General features: G+C 35.3%; 10 protein-coding genes. 3 read left to right on the top strand and 7 right to left on the bottom strand.

Annotated features, from left to right (window positions below):
• Positions 1–94 precede the first annotated feature (94 nt).
• Positions 95–2,530 (top strand): TonB-dependent receptor, encoded by a 2,436-nt coding sequence (locus IPI31_08595; protein MBK7567873.1) that lies wholly within the window; start codon positions 95–97, stop codon positions 2,528–2,530.
• Positions 2,531–2,538: 8 nt separating this feature from the next.
• On the opposite strand, the gene hemH is transcribed toward IPI31_08595, so the two are convergent.
• The 6 genes from hemH to IPI31_08565 form a co-directional block, all read right to left on the bottom strand.
• The gene (hemH, locus tag IPI31_08590) at positions 2,539–3,546 is read right to left on the bottom strand and encodes a ferrochelatase (GenBank protein ID MBK7567872.1); all 1,008 of its coding nucleotides are present in this window, start codon (positions 3,544–3,546) and stop codon (positions 2,539–2,541) included.
• 89 nt (positions 3,547–3,635) lie between these two features.
• Entirely contained in the window at positions 3,636–7,664 is a 4,029-nt protein-coding gene (locus tag IPI31_08585; GenBank protein ID MBK7567871.1) for a lamin tail domain-containing protein, read from the bottom strand.
• 114 nt (positions 7,665–7,778) lie between these two features.
• The gene (locus IPI31_08580) at positions 7,779–8,471 is read right to left on the bottom strand and encodes a response regulator transcription factor (protein MBK7567870.1); all 693 of its coding nucleotides are present in this window, start codon (positions 8,469–8,471) and stop codon (positions 7,779–7,781) included.
• Between the two features lie 84 nt (positions 8,472–8,555).
• Entirely contained in the window at positions 8,556–9,563 is a 1,008-nt protein-coding gene (locus tag IPI31_08575; GenBank protein MBK7567869.1) for a HAMP domain-containing histidine kinase, read from the bottom strand.
• Positions 9,556–10,872, bottom strand: a complete 1,317-nt coding sequence (gene hemL, locus IPI31_08570) for a glutamate-1-semialdehyde 2,1-aminomutase (GenBank protein MBK7567868.1) — start codon at positions 10,870–10,872, stop codon at positions 9,556–9,558. Before hemL ends, IPI31_08575 begins: the two co-directional genes overlap by 8 nt.
• Positions 10,869–14,582 carry a hypothetical protein gene (locus tag IPI31_08565; GenBank protein MBK7567867.1) on the bottom strand — a complete coding sequence of 1,238 codons (3,714 nt, stop codon included), beginning with the start codon at positions 14,580–14,582 and terminating at the stop codon, positions 10,869–10,871. The genes hemL and IPI31_08565 overlap by 4 nt, the downstream gene beginning before the upstream one ends.
• Positions 14,583–14,786: 204 nt before the next feature.
• On the opposite strand from IPI31_08565, the gene IPI31_08560 reads away from it, so the two are divergent.
• The gene (locus IPI31_08560; GenBank protein ID MBK7567866.1) at positions 14,787–17,723 is read left to right on the top strand and encodes a TonB-dependent receptor; all 2,937 of its coding nucleotides are present in this window, start codon (positions 14,787–14,789) and stop codon (positions 17,721–17,723) included.
• Positions 17,724–17,806: 83 nt separating this feature from the next.
• On the top strand, positions 17,807–18,550 hold the full coding sequence (locus IPI31_08555; protein ID MBK7567865.1) for a sulfotransferase domain-containing protein: 744 nt from the start codon (positions 17,807–17,809) through the stop codon (positions 18,548–18,550).
• A gap of 162 nt (positions 18,551–18,712) precedes the next feature.
• On the opposite strand, the gene mazG is transcribed toward IPI31_08555, so the two are convergent.
• Positions 18,713–19,495, bottom strand: a complete 783-nt coding sequence (gene mazG, locus IPI31_08550) for a nucleoside triphosphate pyrophosphohydrolase (GenBank protein MBK7567864.1) — start codon at positions 19,493–19,495, stop codon at positions 18,713–18,715.
• Positions 19,496–19,510 lie beyond the last annotated feature (15 nt).

Here is a 19,510-nt window from a genome sequence, read left to right as displayed (position 1 = left end):
TTATAGTTTGTTAATATCAACTTATGGGGCTAAATGTGGAGAAATTGTTGCAGTGTAAAAGCCGTATTTTTGTAAAAATTATTAATAAAAAGGGATGAAATATTTAGTTTGCGGATTTATATTATTTTTATCAATACAATTAGCATCAGCTCAAGTTTCAGGATTTATGGTCACCGGATCAGTAATTGATTCGTCCACTACAAAACCTATTGAATTTGCCGCTGTAACACTTACACTGCAAACTGATTCTGCAATTATTAGCGGAGGAATTACCGATGCCGAGGGAAAGTTTACCATCACTGTTGCAAATCCGGGAAATTATATGCTTCATTATCGATTTATCGGATATACAGAGGCAAATAAAAATATTGAAATAAAAGCAGGGGCTCCGGTTGTTTTTGCAGGTAAAATGTTTCTCAGTCAAAATGCCATGGCTTTGGAAGGAGTGAATATCACTGCGGAAAAATCGTATTTTCAAAACAGCATCGATAAAAAAGTATATAATATTGAAAAAGATATTGTTGCCTCAGCCGGTTCAGCATCTGATGCTTTGCAAACAATTCCTTCTGTAGTAATTGATATTGATGGAAATATTAGTTTGAGGGGAAATGAAGGCGTAATTATTTTTATAGATGGAAAACCATCCGGAATTGTCGGGAGCAATATGAATGCTATTTTGGAACAAATTCCTGCGAGTTCTATCGAAAGTATTGAAGTGGTTACAAATCCATCAGCGCGTTATGAGGCAGAGGGAAATTCAGGTATAATTAATATTGTTTTAAAGAAAAATAAAAAAGGGGGATTAAACGGCAATGTTACTGCGGGTGTATCCACCACACCAAAATATGAAGGCGGTGTATCTTTAAATTTCCGAAATCAAAAATTCAACTTTTATTCCAATTATAGTTATGTGAACGATAACCGCGATGGATCTGGTTCTATGTTTCGGAAAACATTTGATGCTGATACTACATTTTATTTAAATTCGATAAGTAACTCCAATTCAAAATCGCAAATGCATATGGCACGAACGGGATTGGATTATTATATTAATGATAAAACCACAGTAGGTATTTCAGGCTCGTTTCATACAAATAAATCGGACCGAACTGACAACGTGGATTATTCTTTTTTGGATAATGACAGCGTATTAACCTCCACAAGTTATCGCAATACCTTAGGTGCAAATGAAGGCACTAACTATAATGTTGGCCTAACTCTCAGAAAAACTTTCAGCAGTCCAAAACATTTACTAACAGCTGATGCATTTTATTCTAAAGGTGATGGAAATGATGCAAGTAATTACGATGAACAATTTTTCGATGCTGATAATATTTTAATAGGTGATCCACTTTTACAATTTATATCCAGACCTTCGTTAAATACGGATGCAAGTATTGGTACTGATTATGTGCATCCGTTCAAAAATGGCAATCAACTTGAAACAGGAATTAAATATACTAAAGAGGTAAAAGACAATACACTTTATTCAGAGTCATTTGATGATATTATTAATGATTGGGATGTGGATGATTCCTTAAATAACCAATTTATTTATAATGAAGATGTTGTAGCTGCATATCTAATCTGGAATTCAAGCTATAAAAAATTTGGTTATCAATTAGGATTAAGAGCAGAACAAACTTATACAAATTCGGAACTTGTAACTACAGATCAAGTTTATAATAAAGATTATTTCGGGTTATTTCCAAGTGTACACGTTGCCTACAAATTTGATGAAGCAACAGAAATTGGAGCAAGTTATAGCAGAAGGATAGATAGACCTAATTCTTGGTTTTTAAACCCTTTCCCTGATTATTCTGACCCATACAGCTTCAGAGTTGGTAATCCATTTTTAGAGCCCGAATATGAAAATTCTTATGAGATAGCATTTACTAAAGATTTCAAAAAACACTCTCTTTCTGCTTCGGTTTATTACAACCAAACATTAAATGAAATTTCACCGTATTCTGTTGTGGATACAGATGGTGTTTCCATTATGACATTCCAGAATTATAATAATGAAGAAAAATACGGAGTGGAATTAGTTGGAAAAAATGAATTTTATAAATGGTGGAATGTTACCTCCAGTGTGAATTTTAATCAAACATTGGTAAATGCGGAAAATCTGGAAGCGGGATTAAATAATTCACAATTTACTTATAATATCAGAGTGATGTCTTTCTTTCAGGTATTAAAACAAACAGCCTTTCAGGTTACTTTTAGTTATAATACTCCATGGACCTTTGCTCAAGGCGAATCAGAACCTGTGTATTATGTTGATGCCGGTTTAAAGTCTGATTTTTTTCAAAATAAACTCAGTGTTAATTTAAGCATGAGCGATGTATTTAATACAAGAATTTGGGAAGGATATAGTGAAGGAATTAACTTTTATTCAGAATACTCCAGGAAACGTCAATCTCAGATCGGCACTTTAAAACTTACCTATAAGTTCGGGCAGCAAGATAATAAACGAAGAGGTGGTAGAATGGAGGAAAACTACGATGGTGGCGGAATTGAAATGTTCTGATAGAAGTATTATTTGATCATTTCCACAAGACAATCAACAAACAGATCGTTATCGTTCAAACTTTCCACCAATTGAATTTTTTCACCGCCGTGTTCTTTAAAGATCGTGTCGTATTCAACACCTATTTCATAAATTGTTTCCAGACAATCAGCCACAAATGCAGGGCTGAATGCTAATATTTTTTTTATGCCTTTTGCTGCAAGTTGTTTGATCACTTCATCAGAATAAGGTTTTATCCATGGAGTTTTTCCAAGACGCGATTGAAAACAAACGGTATACTTTTCTTTAGCAATATTTAAGGATGTTGAAATGGCCCTTGCTGTTTCAAAACATTGTGCGCGATAACATAAATGATTTTGCAGTGTTAAATTATCACAACAAGTTTCAGAAAGACAATTAAAATGTGGTAATGATTTTGTGATCTGCCTTTCGGGCAGACCGTGAAAACTGAAGATAATATGATCGTATTCTTGAGGGTTGTATTTACTTCCGTTCTCAGAAAATGCCTTAATAAACAAAGGTTGTTGATGAAAACTTCCGGTAAAACGCAATTCAGGAAATACGGGGTCACTTTTAATAATATCCATAACCTTTTCCACCACCGAACCATTGGCTGCTGAAGAATATTGAGGAAAAAGAGGAACTACAATTATTTTATTGCAATTGGCCTTTTTTAAAATATCAAGGCCATTTTTAATGGAGGGACTTTGATATCTCATAGCTAATTCCACTAAATAATTTTCGCCCAATTTATTCTGCAATTTTGTTTTGAGCAGTTTGCTGAATGATAAAAGCGGAGATCCATTCTCATTCCAGATCTGCTCATATAATTTAGCACTTTTAGGTGCCCTGAATGGAGCTATTATTCCACGAACCAACAAATTGCGTTGAGGAGCCGGAATATCTATTACACGTTCATCTAATAAAAATTCTTTTAAATATTTTCTCACATCCGGAACCGAAGGAGAATCGGGCGTTCCGAGATTTACCAATAAAATTCCTGTTAATTGTTGCATGTAAAAAAGTAATTAGATACAAAGGTAAAGTGTTAAGTATAAGGGTACTTCATTTTAGTATAAAAAAAACTGTGGTTTACCGGTTTAACTTATTCCTTTATAAATTTTTGCACAGCAAATACTTCCGAATTTCGAATTTTCAGGAAGTAAATACCCGATGGATATTCTGCAAGGTCGACAAATATATTATTAATGCCTACGGAAAGTTCGCCGTCAAATAAATTTCGTGTTTGGGATCCATTAATATCGGTAAGTGCAATGTTTACCCATTGAGTTGCAGGAACACTTAAATACACATTGATAAAATTTTCCGCCGGATTTGGGTAAAGGGAAATTGCCAATAAATTTTCATCAACAACATTATTTGTTGTATCCAAACATGGTTCAAGAGCATAAAAACCCGGAGAACCTCCCGGACAAATTGTTGTCCAGTTATAACCACTGTTCATTAATCCCATGGAGTCTACCAATTCTAAAGTATAATCCCCTCCATCAGCGGCCAGTGGCCAGGGTGCGAGGTCCTGATAATTTACGGATAATGATAGAATTCCATTTTCATCGTACATTCTTATCCATTCACCATTATTACCTAAATTAAAATTGAAACTTGCGTTGTAATTAGTTACAAATGGCTGGGCTGCTATAAATTTAGTTTCAGTTTGTGCTAACACCAAATTTTGTGAAGGGTTTAATATATTTCCATCCGGAATTAAAAATTCATGCGTAACACCTACGGAATCATCCATAAATTTCCAACCGCTAATGTCCACAGACGCATCACTGATGTTTCGTAATTCCACCCAATCGTCACTATCAAAATCGCCACCTGAATTATAATTTATTTCACTAAAAATAATTGCTTCATCACAAGGAGAATAGGGTAATCCCGGAGAACCGCCAATGCAACCATCAAACCAATTATCAGGGTTGTTGAGGTCTATAAGGGGACTTGATAACTCCATGGTTCTTCCCTGACCATCAGCACCACCCGGCCACGGAGCATCATCGAGGAATGAAAAATTCAATTTAATATTATTTTGAATATCAAATAACTGAATTGTTTCTGAGGAATTATCCAAACCGAAACCCAGAGGTCCTATCCAATTAATAATTTCAGGATGCTGGTCTTGAAAAAGTATTGTGTCAACAGCAACCACAATGCGTTCATCAGCACTTAAAATGGTGCCTTCCGGAATTACATAAATATGTAACGGATCTGCATCCTTTATTTTCCAACCGGAAATATTTACATCTGCAATTCCGTGGTTCCAAAGTTCTATCCAATTGCCTGCATTAACTGTTTCTTCCGCATTATAATTAATTTCACTTACAACTATTTCTTCCGGTGCAGGAGCTCCGTCAAAATATGCTGTAAATATTTCATCGCTTGAGATATTTGATAAAAAGGTAGATAATAATGTGTCTGTGATAAAAGGACTATTTCCCCAATGTGAAAATGTATACCCGGTATTTGGTTCGGCTGTAATTTGAACGGGAACACCATCAAAATAAATTCCACTCCAGGGCATATCAAAAATTGTAAGTGTACTTATTTTTATTCTGCCCGCACTCGGTGGGGAACATTCTAAAGTGATATCTACTTTTCCATTTAGAGAAAAAGCGGAATTTATTTGATTGCGAACATATCCGGAACGAACTTCAAAATCGTTTCGCAATGCACTCCGATAATCAGTAAAAGTGGACAATTGTTCGCCCAGTGGCCCATAACCCCAAAGCAGCAATTGACGGGGTAATTCAGGCATTAGTTCCAAATACATACTATCTTCCATGCTAAGCGTTCTCTCCGGTAAAAAAGTGGAGTTCATAAGATCGGCATATCTATTAACAAAATAATCGTGGTAAATTGGATTCTGTAATAATTTAGCAAGTGGTTCAATATAAATTTGGCTGCCGAATAATCCGCTGATAAGGTCTGCAGTTGCATCTGACCATGACCCGATCCCGAGACCAAGTTCCACATCAATTAATGCATACTTCCATTTATTTTCTCCACCTCTGTCGCGCCAGGCTTTAATATTATTATAGGGCCAATCGTAATTAGCCATCCAAGTTTCTGCAGCGATATAATCAGTAAAATTTTTTAGATCGAGAATGGAATCAGCAATTAAATAAAAATCGGGATCTTCAGGTGTTGGATAATTTCCCAGATAATCACGCATTTGTATAAAGTCGGTATCAGAACCACTCAGGGTACGAAGTATTAAACCGTACCAGTAACTTAAAGTGAGAAGATCGAGACTGTCTTTTTCAATTCCCAGAGCGTGATCAAAATGACCTTCATCCAGTTTTGTGCGCAGTTCATAATAACCAAAATACTCGCCATTTAGAAAAACAACTATGGGTTCGTATGCCATGTGTTCGTTATAAGTACCTTCTGTGGTGCGAACCATAAATGCATCTTTATACGGAAGCACATTACTCATATTACTTCCGTTTCGCAAATAAAAAGTTTCGTATTCATCAACGGCCCATCTTCTTTTTACGAGCGGATAATTTAATGTACCATCACCATAAGCTGCATTATCCAATTCGATACGCATGCTGTGTTGAGGTAACGATCGGCTTCCTCCCGCTCCTCCATCCACTTTTATTGCAATATTTTGTTCGAATGCATTGTATTGCAATGAGTCGAAATATTCAATATAACTTGCCTTTTTCCAATCTGTCCACCAGTTGTCAAAAATTCCCTGATCACCATACAAATTATTATTATTGGTTGTGATAGAAACTACAGGAACGGAAATACTTTCATCAATAAAAAAAGTATTAGTTGCAGTTTTACCAGGTAATAATATTCCGGATGGATCAAAATTTCTTGCTTTGATTACAGTGGTATTTACAACGGAGATTGGATCAGTGTAAATTGGATCAGCTAAAGTTGGAAGTTCTCCGTTTAAGGTGTAATGTAATTCGCCACCCGGTGGAGTAATTATTTCAATTATTTGTTCTCCGGAATAAAATCCGGCATCTAAATTAAAACTTGCAATACCTTCTGCATAACCTGTATAATACATACCACTATTACTATATCCGGGTGTAGGTGTTGTAAATATTGCAGTAATTGGAGAAGCATCAGAAATACATCCAACTGTATGATCGGCTTCTTCAACAGAAATAAAAAGGGTATCTTCGGTTATTCCAAATGCATTTGTAAGGTAAACAGATTCTCCTTCCGGATTTATTTTAAAATTAGTATGCAAATTTTGCGAGACTGCAAAAATTGGAAACCATGCAGGAAGTATATCAGTCCAGATTATTTCTTCTGTTTTAATTCCAATAGATAAAAACGGCCTTGCTGTTAGATCACTCGAACCTTCTGTAACATTGTGCACTTCCACAGCAAAAACATTTGTTCCTTCAACCAACCACGATTTAAATAAAGTTTCATCGAAAATAAAATTTTCAGGTGCGCCGCCAAAATACATTGCAGCTTCATGATCAATACCGGATAATTCATCATATTCAGGCGAACCTTCTGCGAATCCATTTAATGCAATAACGTTACCGTTTAAATAAGCAATAAATCCATCATCATAATCAATACTCAACATTGCATTTGCAATATCGGATGTATCCGTTATAATAAATTCGTGCCTTAAATAAATACTCAAAGTTCCATCGGGTAAAATAGTATTATCATCATCATCTCCGTATCCAACACTTACCAAACTATTACCCCAGGCCGAATCATCGAAACCTGGCATGATCCAATCTGAGGGAGTATCATCATCAGGCACGAGATATTTCCAAATTGCCGCATCATTTACCGGTTGCTCCCAGTGATGAATGGTATTATCGGGTTTGCGGTCTTTACCGGAAGTGAATAGGATAAGAAATTGCCCTGACTCCAAAAATATATTGGGCATCTGCCATTTAAACAGGTTGGAGCTATCATCTGAAACACCGTAATTATATAAGGAGACAGCGGCAGCACCATAGTTATATAGTTCGATCCAGGAGGGGTTATCCCCATCCTCATCGTAAATAAGAGTTCCATTTTTGTTTGTTCCCTCGTTAATTACTACCTGAGAATTCATCCGAAAACCTATGAATGATAAAACCAGGGTAAAAGTAAATGTGCGTAACGGTGTATGCATGAAGTAGTATTGTGATTCCTAATTTTACACAAATATAATTCACTGCAGCATAATTCCAATCCAATAGCTTATAGATTAGTTTTGTGGAATTAATTATTCAACAAAAAGGGAAGATCACTTATCCGAAAATTTATATCCCACTCCTCTTATTGCGTGAAAAAATACAGGGTTTTTAGGATCTGCTTCAAAATACTTTCTGAAAGCGAGAATAAAATTATCGATGGTTCTGGTTGAAGGGTAAACATCATATCCCCAGACAGTTTGTAATATGAGTGTTCGTGAAACAACTTCGTTCTTTCTATCGATAAGAAGTTTTAATAATTTTAATTCTTTGTTGGTGAGTTTTACCACACCATTTCTTCCTATAGCATCATAGGTAACAAAATTAATAGTATTTCCACCAAAACTATATTCGTGGAATTTATCTTCCGCAGGATTTTTTGAACTGCGTTTTAATAAATTTATAATTCTTAATAATAATTCTTCCAGATTAAAAGGTTTGGTCATATAGTCATCACCACCTGTTTTTAATCCTTTAATTTTATCAACGCTTGCATCTTTGGCTGTTAAAAACAAAATGGGTGTTTCTCTGTCTTCCAAACGCATCTGTTCACAAACATCAAATCCGTCCATTTCGGGTAACATAACATCAAGAATAACAAGATCAAAACGTTGCTCGCGGAATGCCTTCAAAGCTTTTGCTCCATCAGGTACGGCAATCACTTCATAACCTTCCAATTCTAAGTTTAATTTAAGATTTTCACGGATGTGGTCTTCATCCTCAACAATTAAAATTCTGTAGTTCATAGTCGCGGTTTTTTTGTGCAGTTGGTCTGATTATACGCTGCACATTCAATTTGGTTTTATTTTAGTGTCATCATTTTGTCGTTTTTAGGCAGCTGTTCCAACAGGGATCGTAATCTCAAAGATACTCCCGACAGGATCATTATTTTTCACTTCTATCTTGCCCGAATGCATCATTACCACCTGATTCACAATAAAAAGACCTAATCCGGTTCCTTTGGTTTTTCTGGTTTCTTCCGTTCCAATGCGGTAAAATCTTCCGAAAATTTTGCCCTTCTCCATTTCAGGAATTCCAATGCCTGTGTCTGTAATTCTTAAATAAATATTTTTATCATCCCCCCTTAATTCAACAGATATTTCTGCTCCTTTACCCGAATATTTAATGGCATTTTCAATAAGGTTATATATAACTGAGGAAAAAGAAAATCTGTCACCATAAAAATACACATTATCCTCTATCTGGCTTCTAAAGTTTCTTTGACCCTTAAATTTTATCCGGATACGATCAAAAATATTTTTTGTAATAGAGGAAAGGTCGATCAACTCTTTATTTAATCGGAAATTTGCACTTTCAATTTTCGACGCAAGCAATATATTTTCCACCAGAGATTCCAATCTTTCAATATCGTCGAGCGACATATCCGCCATGGTTTTTACCTGTTCGGCATCTAATTGTCTTTTTTGGATGGTTTGCATCGATAGTTTAAGAGAAGCAAGTGGAGATTTCAATTCATGTGTAATGGACAATAAAAAATTATTTTGCTGACGGGTGAGAGCAACTTCTTCTCTAAATGTTTTTCGCATACGCCAAAAACCTAATGTAATAAGTCCGATAAATACCACTCCTTCTCCATATAACATTAACTCGGTTCGTTTGAAATCTTTATGCAAACGGATATAAATTGCAGTTGAATAAAAATCTGTAATATTTCTCCCACTTTGTAAATAAATGGTCTCCTCTCTTTTTATAATTTCGTTGTAATTCTGGTAGTTATTTTTATGCAATAAATAAGACCACCAAATAAAGGAAGCAATGATGTAAACAAACACCACGTGAAAAAATAAAAAATATCTTGATTTTGGGATATTAACCATTATTCAAAGTATAATTTTTATCAAAGATCAAGGTTAACACATCACATATTATTTCAGAGGCATATAAAATATCTTCCTCAGAATGTGCTTGCGAAATAAAACATACCTCATAACCTGAGGGGCCAATATAGATGCCTCGTTGCAGCAGTTCAATATGCAAATATTTAAATTTATTTACCATATCTGCATCTATTTGCGATGCACTTCTGATCGCACAATTTTCTGAAAATGAAATCCAAAAAATGGAGCCTATATATAAAATATTAACAGGGATCTTATTTTCAAATGTGAATTTATTTATTTTGTCTGCGAGATTTTTAGTTTTATTCGCAAGTTCACTATAAAATTCGGGTTCAAGACAAGCTTTTAGTTGTGCAATTCCTGCAGAAATTGAAAGGGGGTTTCCTGATAAGGTACCTGCCTGATAAACTGGTCCATCCGGAGATATCATTTTCATGATCTCTTTACTTGCTCCATAGGCACCGACAGGTAATCCGCCGCCAATAATTTTACCGAAAGTGATAATATCAGGACTAACATCATAAAATCCCGATGCTCCTTCAAATCCAATTCTAAAACCTGAGATCACCTCATCAAAAATGAGTAATATATTATTTTGAGTACAGATGTCACGCAGAAATTGCAGATATTCTTTTCGTTGCAATAACAACCCATTATTTGCAGGAACCGGTTCTATAATGATACAAGCAATTTCTCCTGAGTATTTTTGTATTGCTTCTTTAACTGCTTCTTCATTATCTAATTCCACAACTATAGTTTCGTTTGCCAAAGCGGCAGGAACACCGGCTGAGGAAGTTTCTCCAAGGGTAATTAATCCTGATCCTGCCTTTACTAATAATGAATCACTGTGGCCATGATAACAACCCTCAAATTTTATGATCTTATTTTTACCTGTATATCCTCTTGCAAGTCGAATTGCGCTCATCACTGCCTCTGTACCCGAAGATACAAATCGCAATTTTTCAACATATTTATGATTATCAAGAATTAATTTTCCGAGAATATTTTCAAACTTTGTGGGTGTACCGAATGATGTTCCATTTATCAGCGCACTACTCACCGATTTCAAAACGCGGTCATCAGCGTGTCCAAGAATTAACGGTCCCCAAGAACAACAAAAATCGATGAACTCATTGTCATCCTCATCCCAGATTCTGCTTCCTTTACCTTTTTTAACAAAAAGAGGAGCCCCGAAAACAGTTTTAAACGCCCGAACCGGTGAACTCACTCCACCAGGAAAATATTCCTTTGCCTCTTCAAATAATTTTTCTGAATTTATTCTTTTCATCCCTTTTTATTATCCGTTGGAAATTCAATAAAAAATGTTGTACCAATATCTAACGTTGATTCAAACCATATATATCCACCTGCACCTTCCACTATATTTTTACACATGGCCAAACCTATTCCCATTCCTGAACTTTTTGTGGTAAAGTTCGGAACAAAAACTTTATCCTTTTCCTCTTCCGAAATTCCCGTGCCATTATCCTTAATGCGAATCAAAGCCCGGGAATCCAACATCTTAAGATCAATTTCTATTAAACCCACTCTGTCATCAGGTATAGACTGAATTGCATTTTTGATCACATTATTAAAAACCCTTAATAACTGGTTCTTATCAGCAAATATTTCAATTTTTTCTGCAGGTAGTTCCAGTTTAATTTCAGCCTCGTCGTTCTCAATAAATAAAGCAGTTGCATTTTCAAGAACATCATTTAAACATAAAACTTCATTCACTGCTTTAGGCATTACAGCAAAGTTTGAAAATTCAGAAGCAATATTCGAAAGATTATCAATTTGTTCCAAAATTGTTTCTGTCACCTTGCGTGTAAGTTCTTTAACATTTGGAGCATTCGATTGTATGGCCCGTTGTAAATGTTGAATACTAAGTCGCATTGGAGTGAGCGGATTTTTAATTTCATGTGCAACCTGTTTAGCCATATCACGCCATGCACTTTCTCGCTCTGATTTCGCAAGCAAGTTTGCACTGTTTTCGAGTTCCTGTAACATTTTATTATATTCTCCAACCAATAAACCAATTTCATCATCGTGGGTCCAGTGAATAGGTTCGTTTAAGGTTCCTAATTTGATCCCTTTAAATTTACCAGCAATATTTGCTAATGGTCGGGTGATAGATTTTGAAACAACAAATGCAATTATACCGGCAACTATCAATAATAAAACATATACATTCACAAGCGTTACCATGAAGGATGAAATCTCTGTACGGAGATTTAATTCAGTGGCAAAATAGGGCAGGTTCAGATAAAACATTGTCTCACCGTCCTCGTCCAAAACCGGAACATACGCTGATAAAAAAGCAAGGTCTCCAATATTTTCTGTTTGTATGAACCAAGTTTCTTTATCGCAACTCATTTTAAAAAAAGCAAGTGCATTCATTTTCTTGGATACGAGTCCCTTGTCAAATATATCTGGCTGTGAGGAAGCAGTGAGGTTTCCATCGGGTCGGTAGATATTAATATCCATATCGTGAATTTCCGACAATTCCGAAACTCTGTTACCGATCTTCTTCATTTGAACACTGGTGATACCTCTTGTTTCCTTTCGTTTATTCTCATTGATCAAAAAATCAATATTTGTTTGCACTGCTTCAATCTTACTGAGCAGTCGCTGCTGATGGGAGAAATTATATTGATTGGAAATATAATACACTGTTGCCACTCCCATTAAAATAAATGCAAAAATAATGAGACTTATCACTGAGGTTTGTATCTTGTTTTGTAGTGAGGTATTAATCCATTCTTTCAAAATAATATTTCCTTGAATTATTCGTGTTATCAACTCCAATAATAAAATAACCACCAGAAATATCAGGTTGAAAAAAAACAAATAAGAAAAAATAGAAATGGGTTCAAACCAACTTGGTTCCGGTGACGATACCACTACTTTTTTGGTTTCATTTACCTTGTATACATAATGATCAAAATCATTTTGAATAATATCGGATGCTTCCTCCTCTTTATTCACATAAAAGATATCCATTAATGGATAAGGATATTCTCCTTCCCTTTCTGAAAGGGTATGATCGTTGTATATTGCATAATCGAAATTCACAAAACTTTGCGCAGTTCTCAGGTCATCATCGATAAGCAATTCGGGATAAATACTTTCTCCACTAAATTTTTTCGGCAACATTTTTAAATATGCCACATATTCACCCGCCGAATCAGTAAAAACAGGTAATTCCGCCAGATAATAATAGTTACCCGTATAATCATTTATAAAATACAGATTATTTGCCGAAGTAAACTCTCCGTTATTTTCAATCGCATCAATATATTGGAAACGCAAGGGGTTATTTTCACCTGCGGTAGCGATCAGCAAACTATCGTTCCTGTAAATAGAAATATTTGTTTCATACTTTTTAAAATAATTTGTCTGAAGGTCTTGTCGAATCTGATTAATTAATCCGGGGCGAATTTTATCCCCATTTTCTCTTAACTGACCTTGCATAGCAAGCTGTCGCACGATATTCGTTTCCACCTCACTGAATAAATATTCGGTGATAGGATCTTTTTCAATTGATTTTTTTATTGCATATAATCTTTTGGTCTCTTCCTCTTTTTTATAAATAGAGGTATTAAAAACATAGGCACTGAATGCTGAAAAGTAGATCAGCCACAACATCATACCGCCCAATGAGCGTGTGCTTATTTTTTTACTTATCAAAAATGATCTTAACATCACGAAACCTGTTACAAACATGATCATATCAAATTGTATCGTATTTCCGCGATAAAATTGTATCAGTAACATTACCAATCCTGTAATCAAAACAAGCACACTAAAAAAGTATTTATTAGCAGCATTTTTTACCACTATTTCAATGCATCGGATAATAATAAAAAAATAACTCAGTAATAAAATAGATATACATAAAAACCCAGTGAAGCTGAAATAATTTAAGGAGAAAAAATTATGAATATCGAAGGAGATGGAAGAGTCGATGATTAGACTGCGGAAGATATAGCCTGTAATTAATGTTGCTACGCTAATAAACAATGCCATAACAATTTGAAACAATATATTTCTTGCAACATCATCTTTGGAAGGACCCTTTATATAAAAATATCTGGAGAAAAATAACGCAAAACAGAATAATAAAACAGTTTTGATCATAAGATCGCCTGTAGAATCGGCAATTCCCGGAGAACCATAATATTGCGGATCGAAGAGGGGTAAAAAACTGAATATTTTATTAAATAACAACAGATTCGTAATAATATAAACCCCTATTAATTCCACAAGCAAACATAAAGTACCAATTACCCTGTTGAATTTATTCACGAAATATTTCGCCACCGAACTGCAAATAATAAGAAGCGTAATAAATGCACATATTATGGAAATATACATGAACTTATTGTATTCGGCAATATTTTGAATCTCCGGGTTTTCGATGATATAAAATACCTCATTGCCGTTTAAGGAATGCACAGCAAATGATCCGGGTTCTGAACGGGCTTTTAATTTGAGATGATCGTGGATCTGAATACCGGGAGTTTTAACATGATTAAGGTATTTATTTTTAATACCGAATTCAAATTGAAGAGGTAAAAATCCAATTACATGAATATTGCCAGGGAAATCGTGCTGCAACATAACATACTCACCATTGGATTCGGAAATAAAAAGTGGAGCATCGTTATAAACCATTTGTGCCTTCACCGGAGTAATAAAATTATTTGTCCAGATAACAGCACTGTCGTTTTGATAAATGATCAATCCAAAAGGCTGTGCTGCCAGTTTACTGAATTGATCGAAAGTATAAGAATCTGTAATCAGGTTGCTTATAATAACAGGGTCGGAAATGGTTCGAATGATCTCCTGTTCAAAGTGTTGATAATCCTTCTCAATGGTTTTCGCGCTGGCCTCCACTTCAAATTTATGTTTACCTGTACTGTATAAGTAAGCAGCCATTGATGCAGTGCATAATAAAATAAATGTGGTGAATAAATGAAGAGTCTTTCTTTTCAACTATGCGCTATTTTAATTTTAAATAACAATTGTATAAATTTCAGTTTTTTAAGCCGGAGTTAAAAGTTTACCTGGTTTGTGTGTGTTGTAATAATTTTTTGCATTTTAGATTTCAAAAAATTGTATTTTCAAACCTTTAAACCGGAATTATTGTGTAAAAATAGCATCCTAATCACTTAATCAACCTAATTAAACGAAGAGCCTATGAGAAAAATTTTTACGATCCTTACTATCCTCTTACTAAGCACACCTTTCAGCCTGTTAGCCCAAAACCGCACAATTTCAGGAGTTGTAAAAGATTCGGAAACCGGACTTTCCATTCCAGGAGCTACTGTAATGGTTAAGGAAAATAATGGAATCGGGGCTTCTACCGACCTCGAAGGCAAGTTTACATTGAGTGTTCCTCCCCTCTCTGCAAACCTTATTATCAGATCGGTAGGATACACGGAAATGGAAGTATCCATAGGCACTTCCACATCCCTCACCATAAATTTGTCACCGGAAGATTTTGATCTGGATGCCGTAGTTATCAGCGCATCCAGAAGACAGGAAAAAATATTGGATGCACCCGCTTCGATAAGTCTCATCACCACCGAGCAGCTTAAAAATACTGTAGCAATAACTCCAATGGCCAATATTAAAGGTGTTCCGGGGGTTGATATTGTGAATACCGGACTTATTCAAACCAACGTGGTGGTGAGAGGATTTAATAACATTTTTTCAGGTTCCTTGCTGATGATGGTGGATAACAGATATTGCGCAGTGCCTTCTTTAAGGGCAAATGTGGCCACTTTTATCCCAACCGATAATGCGGATCTCGAACGAATTGAAATTTTACGCGGTCCTGCATCGGCACTTTATGGACCAAATTGTTCGAATGGAGTGGTTCATATGATCACAAAATCTCCACTTTCTCAGGAAAAAAAATACATGACCACAGCAAGTGTGGGATTGGGATTCAGAAGTAAAATTTCAGATACTATTTTAATATCAAACCCCTTATTTTCTGATGATCTGGCAGCCGATACCAATTTTAGTTATAGCCCTTTGTTTGATGATGATGCAATTGGTGATAGGATGTTTTATACTGCCTCTTTTCGTCATTCAGGAAAAATAAAGGATAAATTCGGATATAAGATCTCATTTACCTATCTCAATGGAAATGATTGGTTGTATGATGATCCTTTTGAACCAAATTATATTCAGCAGGGATATCAAACTTCTGAAGGTAGAATTCCATTTGGCGACACTATTCCAAATATGCGCGATACCCATATTGAAAAAATAGGTGTTGATCTGCGTTTTGATTATCGCTTTAAAAATTCAGCAGAGATCATTTTTACCGGAGGACTTACAGAAAATGATGGTATTGAATTAACAGGTATCGGTGCTGGACAGGCAGTGAACTGGAAATATTATTATGCACAATTGCGATATACAAACAAGGATTGGTTTGCTCAGGCATTTATTAATGGAAGTGATGCGGGAGATACATATTTATTTCGCACCGGTGATCTTATTATCGACCATTCGAAACAATATGTTGCCCAACTTCAACACTCAAGCGATTTGATGAATAAAAAATTAAACCTAATTTATGGAGTGGATGGTATTTATACAGTTCCCGACACGGAGAATACGATAAATGGAAAAAATGAAGAGGATGATAATATTTTGGAAGTAGGTGCATATACACAAGGTGATTATAAAGTAAATAACAAATTTAGTTTGATCGCGGCGTTAAGATATGATTATCACAATTTTGTTGATCAGCCTTTCTTTGCACCACGGGCTGCTGTTGTTTATAAGGCTAATCAAAAAAATACTTTTAGATTAACTTACAACCGCTCCTTTTCTGCACCAAGCTCCAATAATTTAAATCTCGATATACTACAATTAAGTGATCTGACAGGTTATTCCGGATTATTCCAAACTATTTTGGGTTCCGATTATGAGCCTGCCATGCCATTATATGCAATTGGAAACAGAGAAGGATTTACCTATTCTTATGATGATATCGGAATGCCACAATACACCTCTCCATTTGCCGAATATTTGGGTTATGGATCTGATCAATATTTTTCATTGGACAATAGTCTTGAAATAAATAATGTTATTTGGGATGCAACAAGAGGTTTACTGGAAACTGCATTTAATGCAACAATTCCGGGACTAGGTGTTGCACTTGTTGGATGGTTGCCTGATGATATAACCGTAGCTGCAAATACTGTTGCTGCGTTAAATCTTACCACTTCTTCATTCGATGTAATTGATCCAAAAAACATTACAGATTACAGTGCAATAATGAACTCGGCATCTAATACTATTGAAGTGGGATGGAAAGGCTCTCTATTTAATGATAAAGTTTTTGCAACCGTTGATGTTTATTATAATTTGATTCAGGATTATGTAAGTCCGCTAACCGATATCACACCGAATGTATTTATTGATGGTGCTGAACTTGCAGCTTATGTTACTCCTATTATTATGGAAAATTATAATGATACCACCGGATCAAATGAATTTCTCGCTTCACTTGTTACTTCAACATTAGATAATGATCCTTCTTATGGTGGAAATGGAAATGGCACAGGAGCAGATGAATTTATTAATCTTGTTTTGGAAGCAGGTGCGGGTTTACCCGTGGGAACAATTTCACCAACACAATATCCCGATGGTGCAAAATATGTTACCTATGTTAATCTAGGAGATATTTCTGTTTTTGGTGCCGATCTTGGTGTTACCTGGTATGCAAGTGATGCACTTACCATGCAATTTTCTTATTCGTGGGTAGATAAAGATTCTGTTCCATTGGAAGGTGCGCAATTGGGTTATGTTGGATTAAATGCACCTAAAAATAAATTAGCAGTGCGTGGATTTTACGATATTAAAAAGCTTGACCTAAATGTGGGATTAAACTTCCGTTGGCAAGAATCATATCCGGCAAATTCTGGCGCTTATGTTGGAACTGTGGAACAAATTCATGACCTCGACCTAACCTTAAATTATTCACCGGATTACATTAAAGACACCCAGTTTTCGTTGTTGATCACCAATTTATATAATCACGAACAACAATATTTTGTTGGCGCACCCAAAATTGGAAGTACTTATTTCTTTAAGATCACCAAATGGTTTTAAGCATACCTTATTTTTTTACCAAACGGCTCTTCCTTCGAAGGGCCGTTTGGCTTTAATAAACTCAGGTGACTTATCTTCGCACCATGTTTAATTTGCACCAAAGGTTTTTTAAAAAACACTCATCACCAAAAAAGATCCTGCTTTATGGATTACAGCGCAGTGGTACGAATTATCTGGAAACCCTCATCAATCTCAATTTTCCCGATTGTAATTTTTTAAACGGAGAGAGCAGAAACGAAATTACACATAAACATTTTCGGCTTTACGATAATAAAAAAATGATACCGGAACCGCAGTTCAACAATAACCTATCGTTTAAAAATTTTCCTGAATTTGAAAATAAACTTCCTCCAAATAAAATTCCTGAACTTTATATTATAGTATCTAAAGACCCTTACAGCTGGTTTGTAAGTTACAGGAACTGGAGTAAAAAAAATAACTGGCCAAATCCGGACTATCATTATATAGAAGAATACAATTTATTTTATAGCAGGTGGATGCACTTCGCTAAAGAATCATCAAAAATTATTTTTGTTCGTTATTCCGATCTGCTCACTCAACCACTGGAGGAATTGAATAAAATCGGAAAATCACTAAATCTACTACCGTTACTAAAATTAAAATCCACTAAAAAAGTATATGCTTCCAGGCGTTTTACCGGTGATAAAAAAGAACAATTTTTAAATAAAGACCATCTGAATAAAATAACTCGGGAGGATATGGAAATAATCAATTTGACACTTGATTCTGAGTTAACAAAATTCCTTGGGTATTTGGGGACGGAGGACATAGGACGTAGGACATATGACATAGGACATAGGACCTAGAACATAGGAAATATACACAGATGAAATCCTCAACTCTCAATTCCCTCCGAAGCATAATCATCATCCCGATAATAATTGTCAATTATCAATTGTCAATTGTCAATTCCCTCCGAAGCAAAATCATCATCCCGACAATAATTGTCAATTATCAATTGTCAATTGTCAATTATTTTTGGCTTCATTCCAAAGCGCATCCATTTCCGCCAGTGTCATATCATTGAGGGTGCGATTTTGTTCTGTGGCTTTTTGTTCGATGTATTGAAATCGTTTGATAAATTTCTTATTGGTTTTTTCCAATGCTGTTTCGGGATCTATTTGAATAAATCTGGAAAGGTTGACCAATGAAAATAAAAGGTCACCGAATTCTTCTTCCATTTTCGTTTTATCGGGGTTTGGGTTAAATGCCACTTCCTTAAATTCATTTAATTCCTCTTCCACCTTTTCCCATACCTGTGATGTATTTTCCCATTCAAATTTTACCTGTGCAGCTTTTTCCTGCATGCGATATGCTTTTATGATAGCAGGTAAACTTTGCGGCACTCCTTCCAGAACAGATTTTTTTCCTTCCTTAAGTTTCAGTTGTTCCCAGTTCTTTTTTACCTCCGCTTCGTCCTTCACCTTTATGTCACCATAAATATGCGGATGCCGGTGAATAAGTTTTTCACACTGTGCATTCAAAACATCAGCAATGGAAAATTCATTTTGTTCCTCTCCTATTTTTGAATAGAAAATGATATGCAGAAGGATATCACCCAATTCCTCCTTAATATGGTTCCAGTTATTATCTGTTATAGCATCGGCCAATTCATAGGTTTCTTCAATGGTAAGGTTGCGCAAAGTATGAATGGTTTGTTTTTTATCCCAGGGACACTCCGCCCGCAATTCATCCATTATTGTAAGCAATCTTTCAAAGGCAGCCTTTTTTAAATCAACAGAGATATCCATATTCTTTATATTTTT

It is taken from the genome of Bacteroidota bacterium, assembly GCA_016706865.1.
In the GTDB taxonomy this organism is placed as follows: domain Bacteria; phylum Bacteroidota; class Bacteroidia; order Chitinophagales; family BACL12; genus UBA7236.
This window is presented reverse-complemented; position numbering and strand designations above follow the sequence as displayed.

Bases quoted from the DNA above. Each gene is read 5' to 3' on its own strand.
- IPI31_08595 (MBK7567873.1), top strand. From the start codon at position 95: ATGAAATATTTAGTTTGCGGATTTATATTATTTTTATCAATACAATTA.
- hemH (MBK7567872.1), bottom strand. From the start codon at position 3,546: ATGCAACAATTAACAGGAATTTTATTGGTAAATCTCGGAACGCCCGAT.
- IPI31_08585 (MBK7567871.1), bottom strand. From the start codon at position 7,664: ATGCATACACCGTTACGCACATTTACTTTTACCCTGGTTTTATCATTC.
- IPI31_08580 (MBK7567870.1), bottom strand. From the start codon at position 8,471: ATGAACTACAGAATTTTAATTGTTGAGGATGAAGACCACATCCGTGAA.
- IPI31_08575 (MBK7567869.1), bottom strand. From the start codon at position 9,563: ATGGTTAATATCCCAAAATCAAGATATTTTTTATTTTTTCACGTGGTG.
- hemL (MBK7567868.1), bottom strand. From the start codon at position 10,872: ATGAAAAGAATAAATTCAGAAAAATTATTTGAAGAGGCAAAGGAATAT.
- IPI31_08560 (MBK7567866.1), top strand. From the start codon at position 14,787: ATGAGAAAAATTTTTACGATCCTTACTATCCTCTTACTAAGCACACCT.
- IPI31_08555 (MBK7567865.1), top strand. From the start codon at position 17,807: ATGTTTAATTTGCACCAAAGGTTTTTTAAAAAACACTCATCACCAAAA.
- mazG (MBK7567864.1), bottom strand. From the start codon at position 19,495: ATGGATATCTCTGTTGATTTAAAAAAGGCTGCCTTTGAAAGATTGCTT.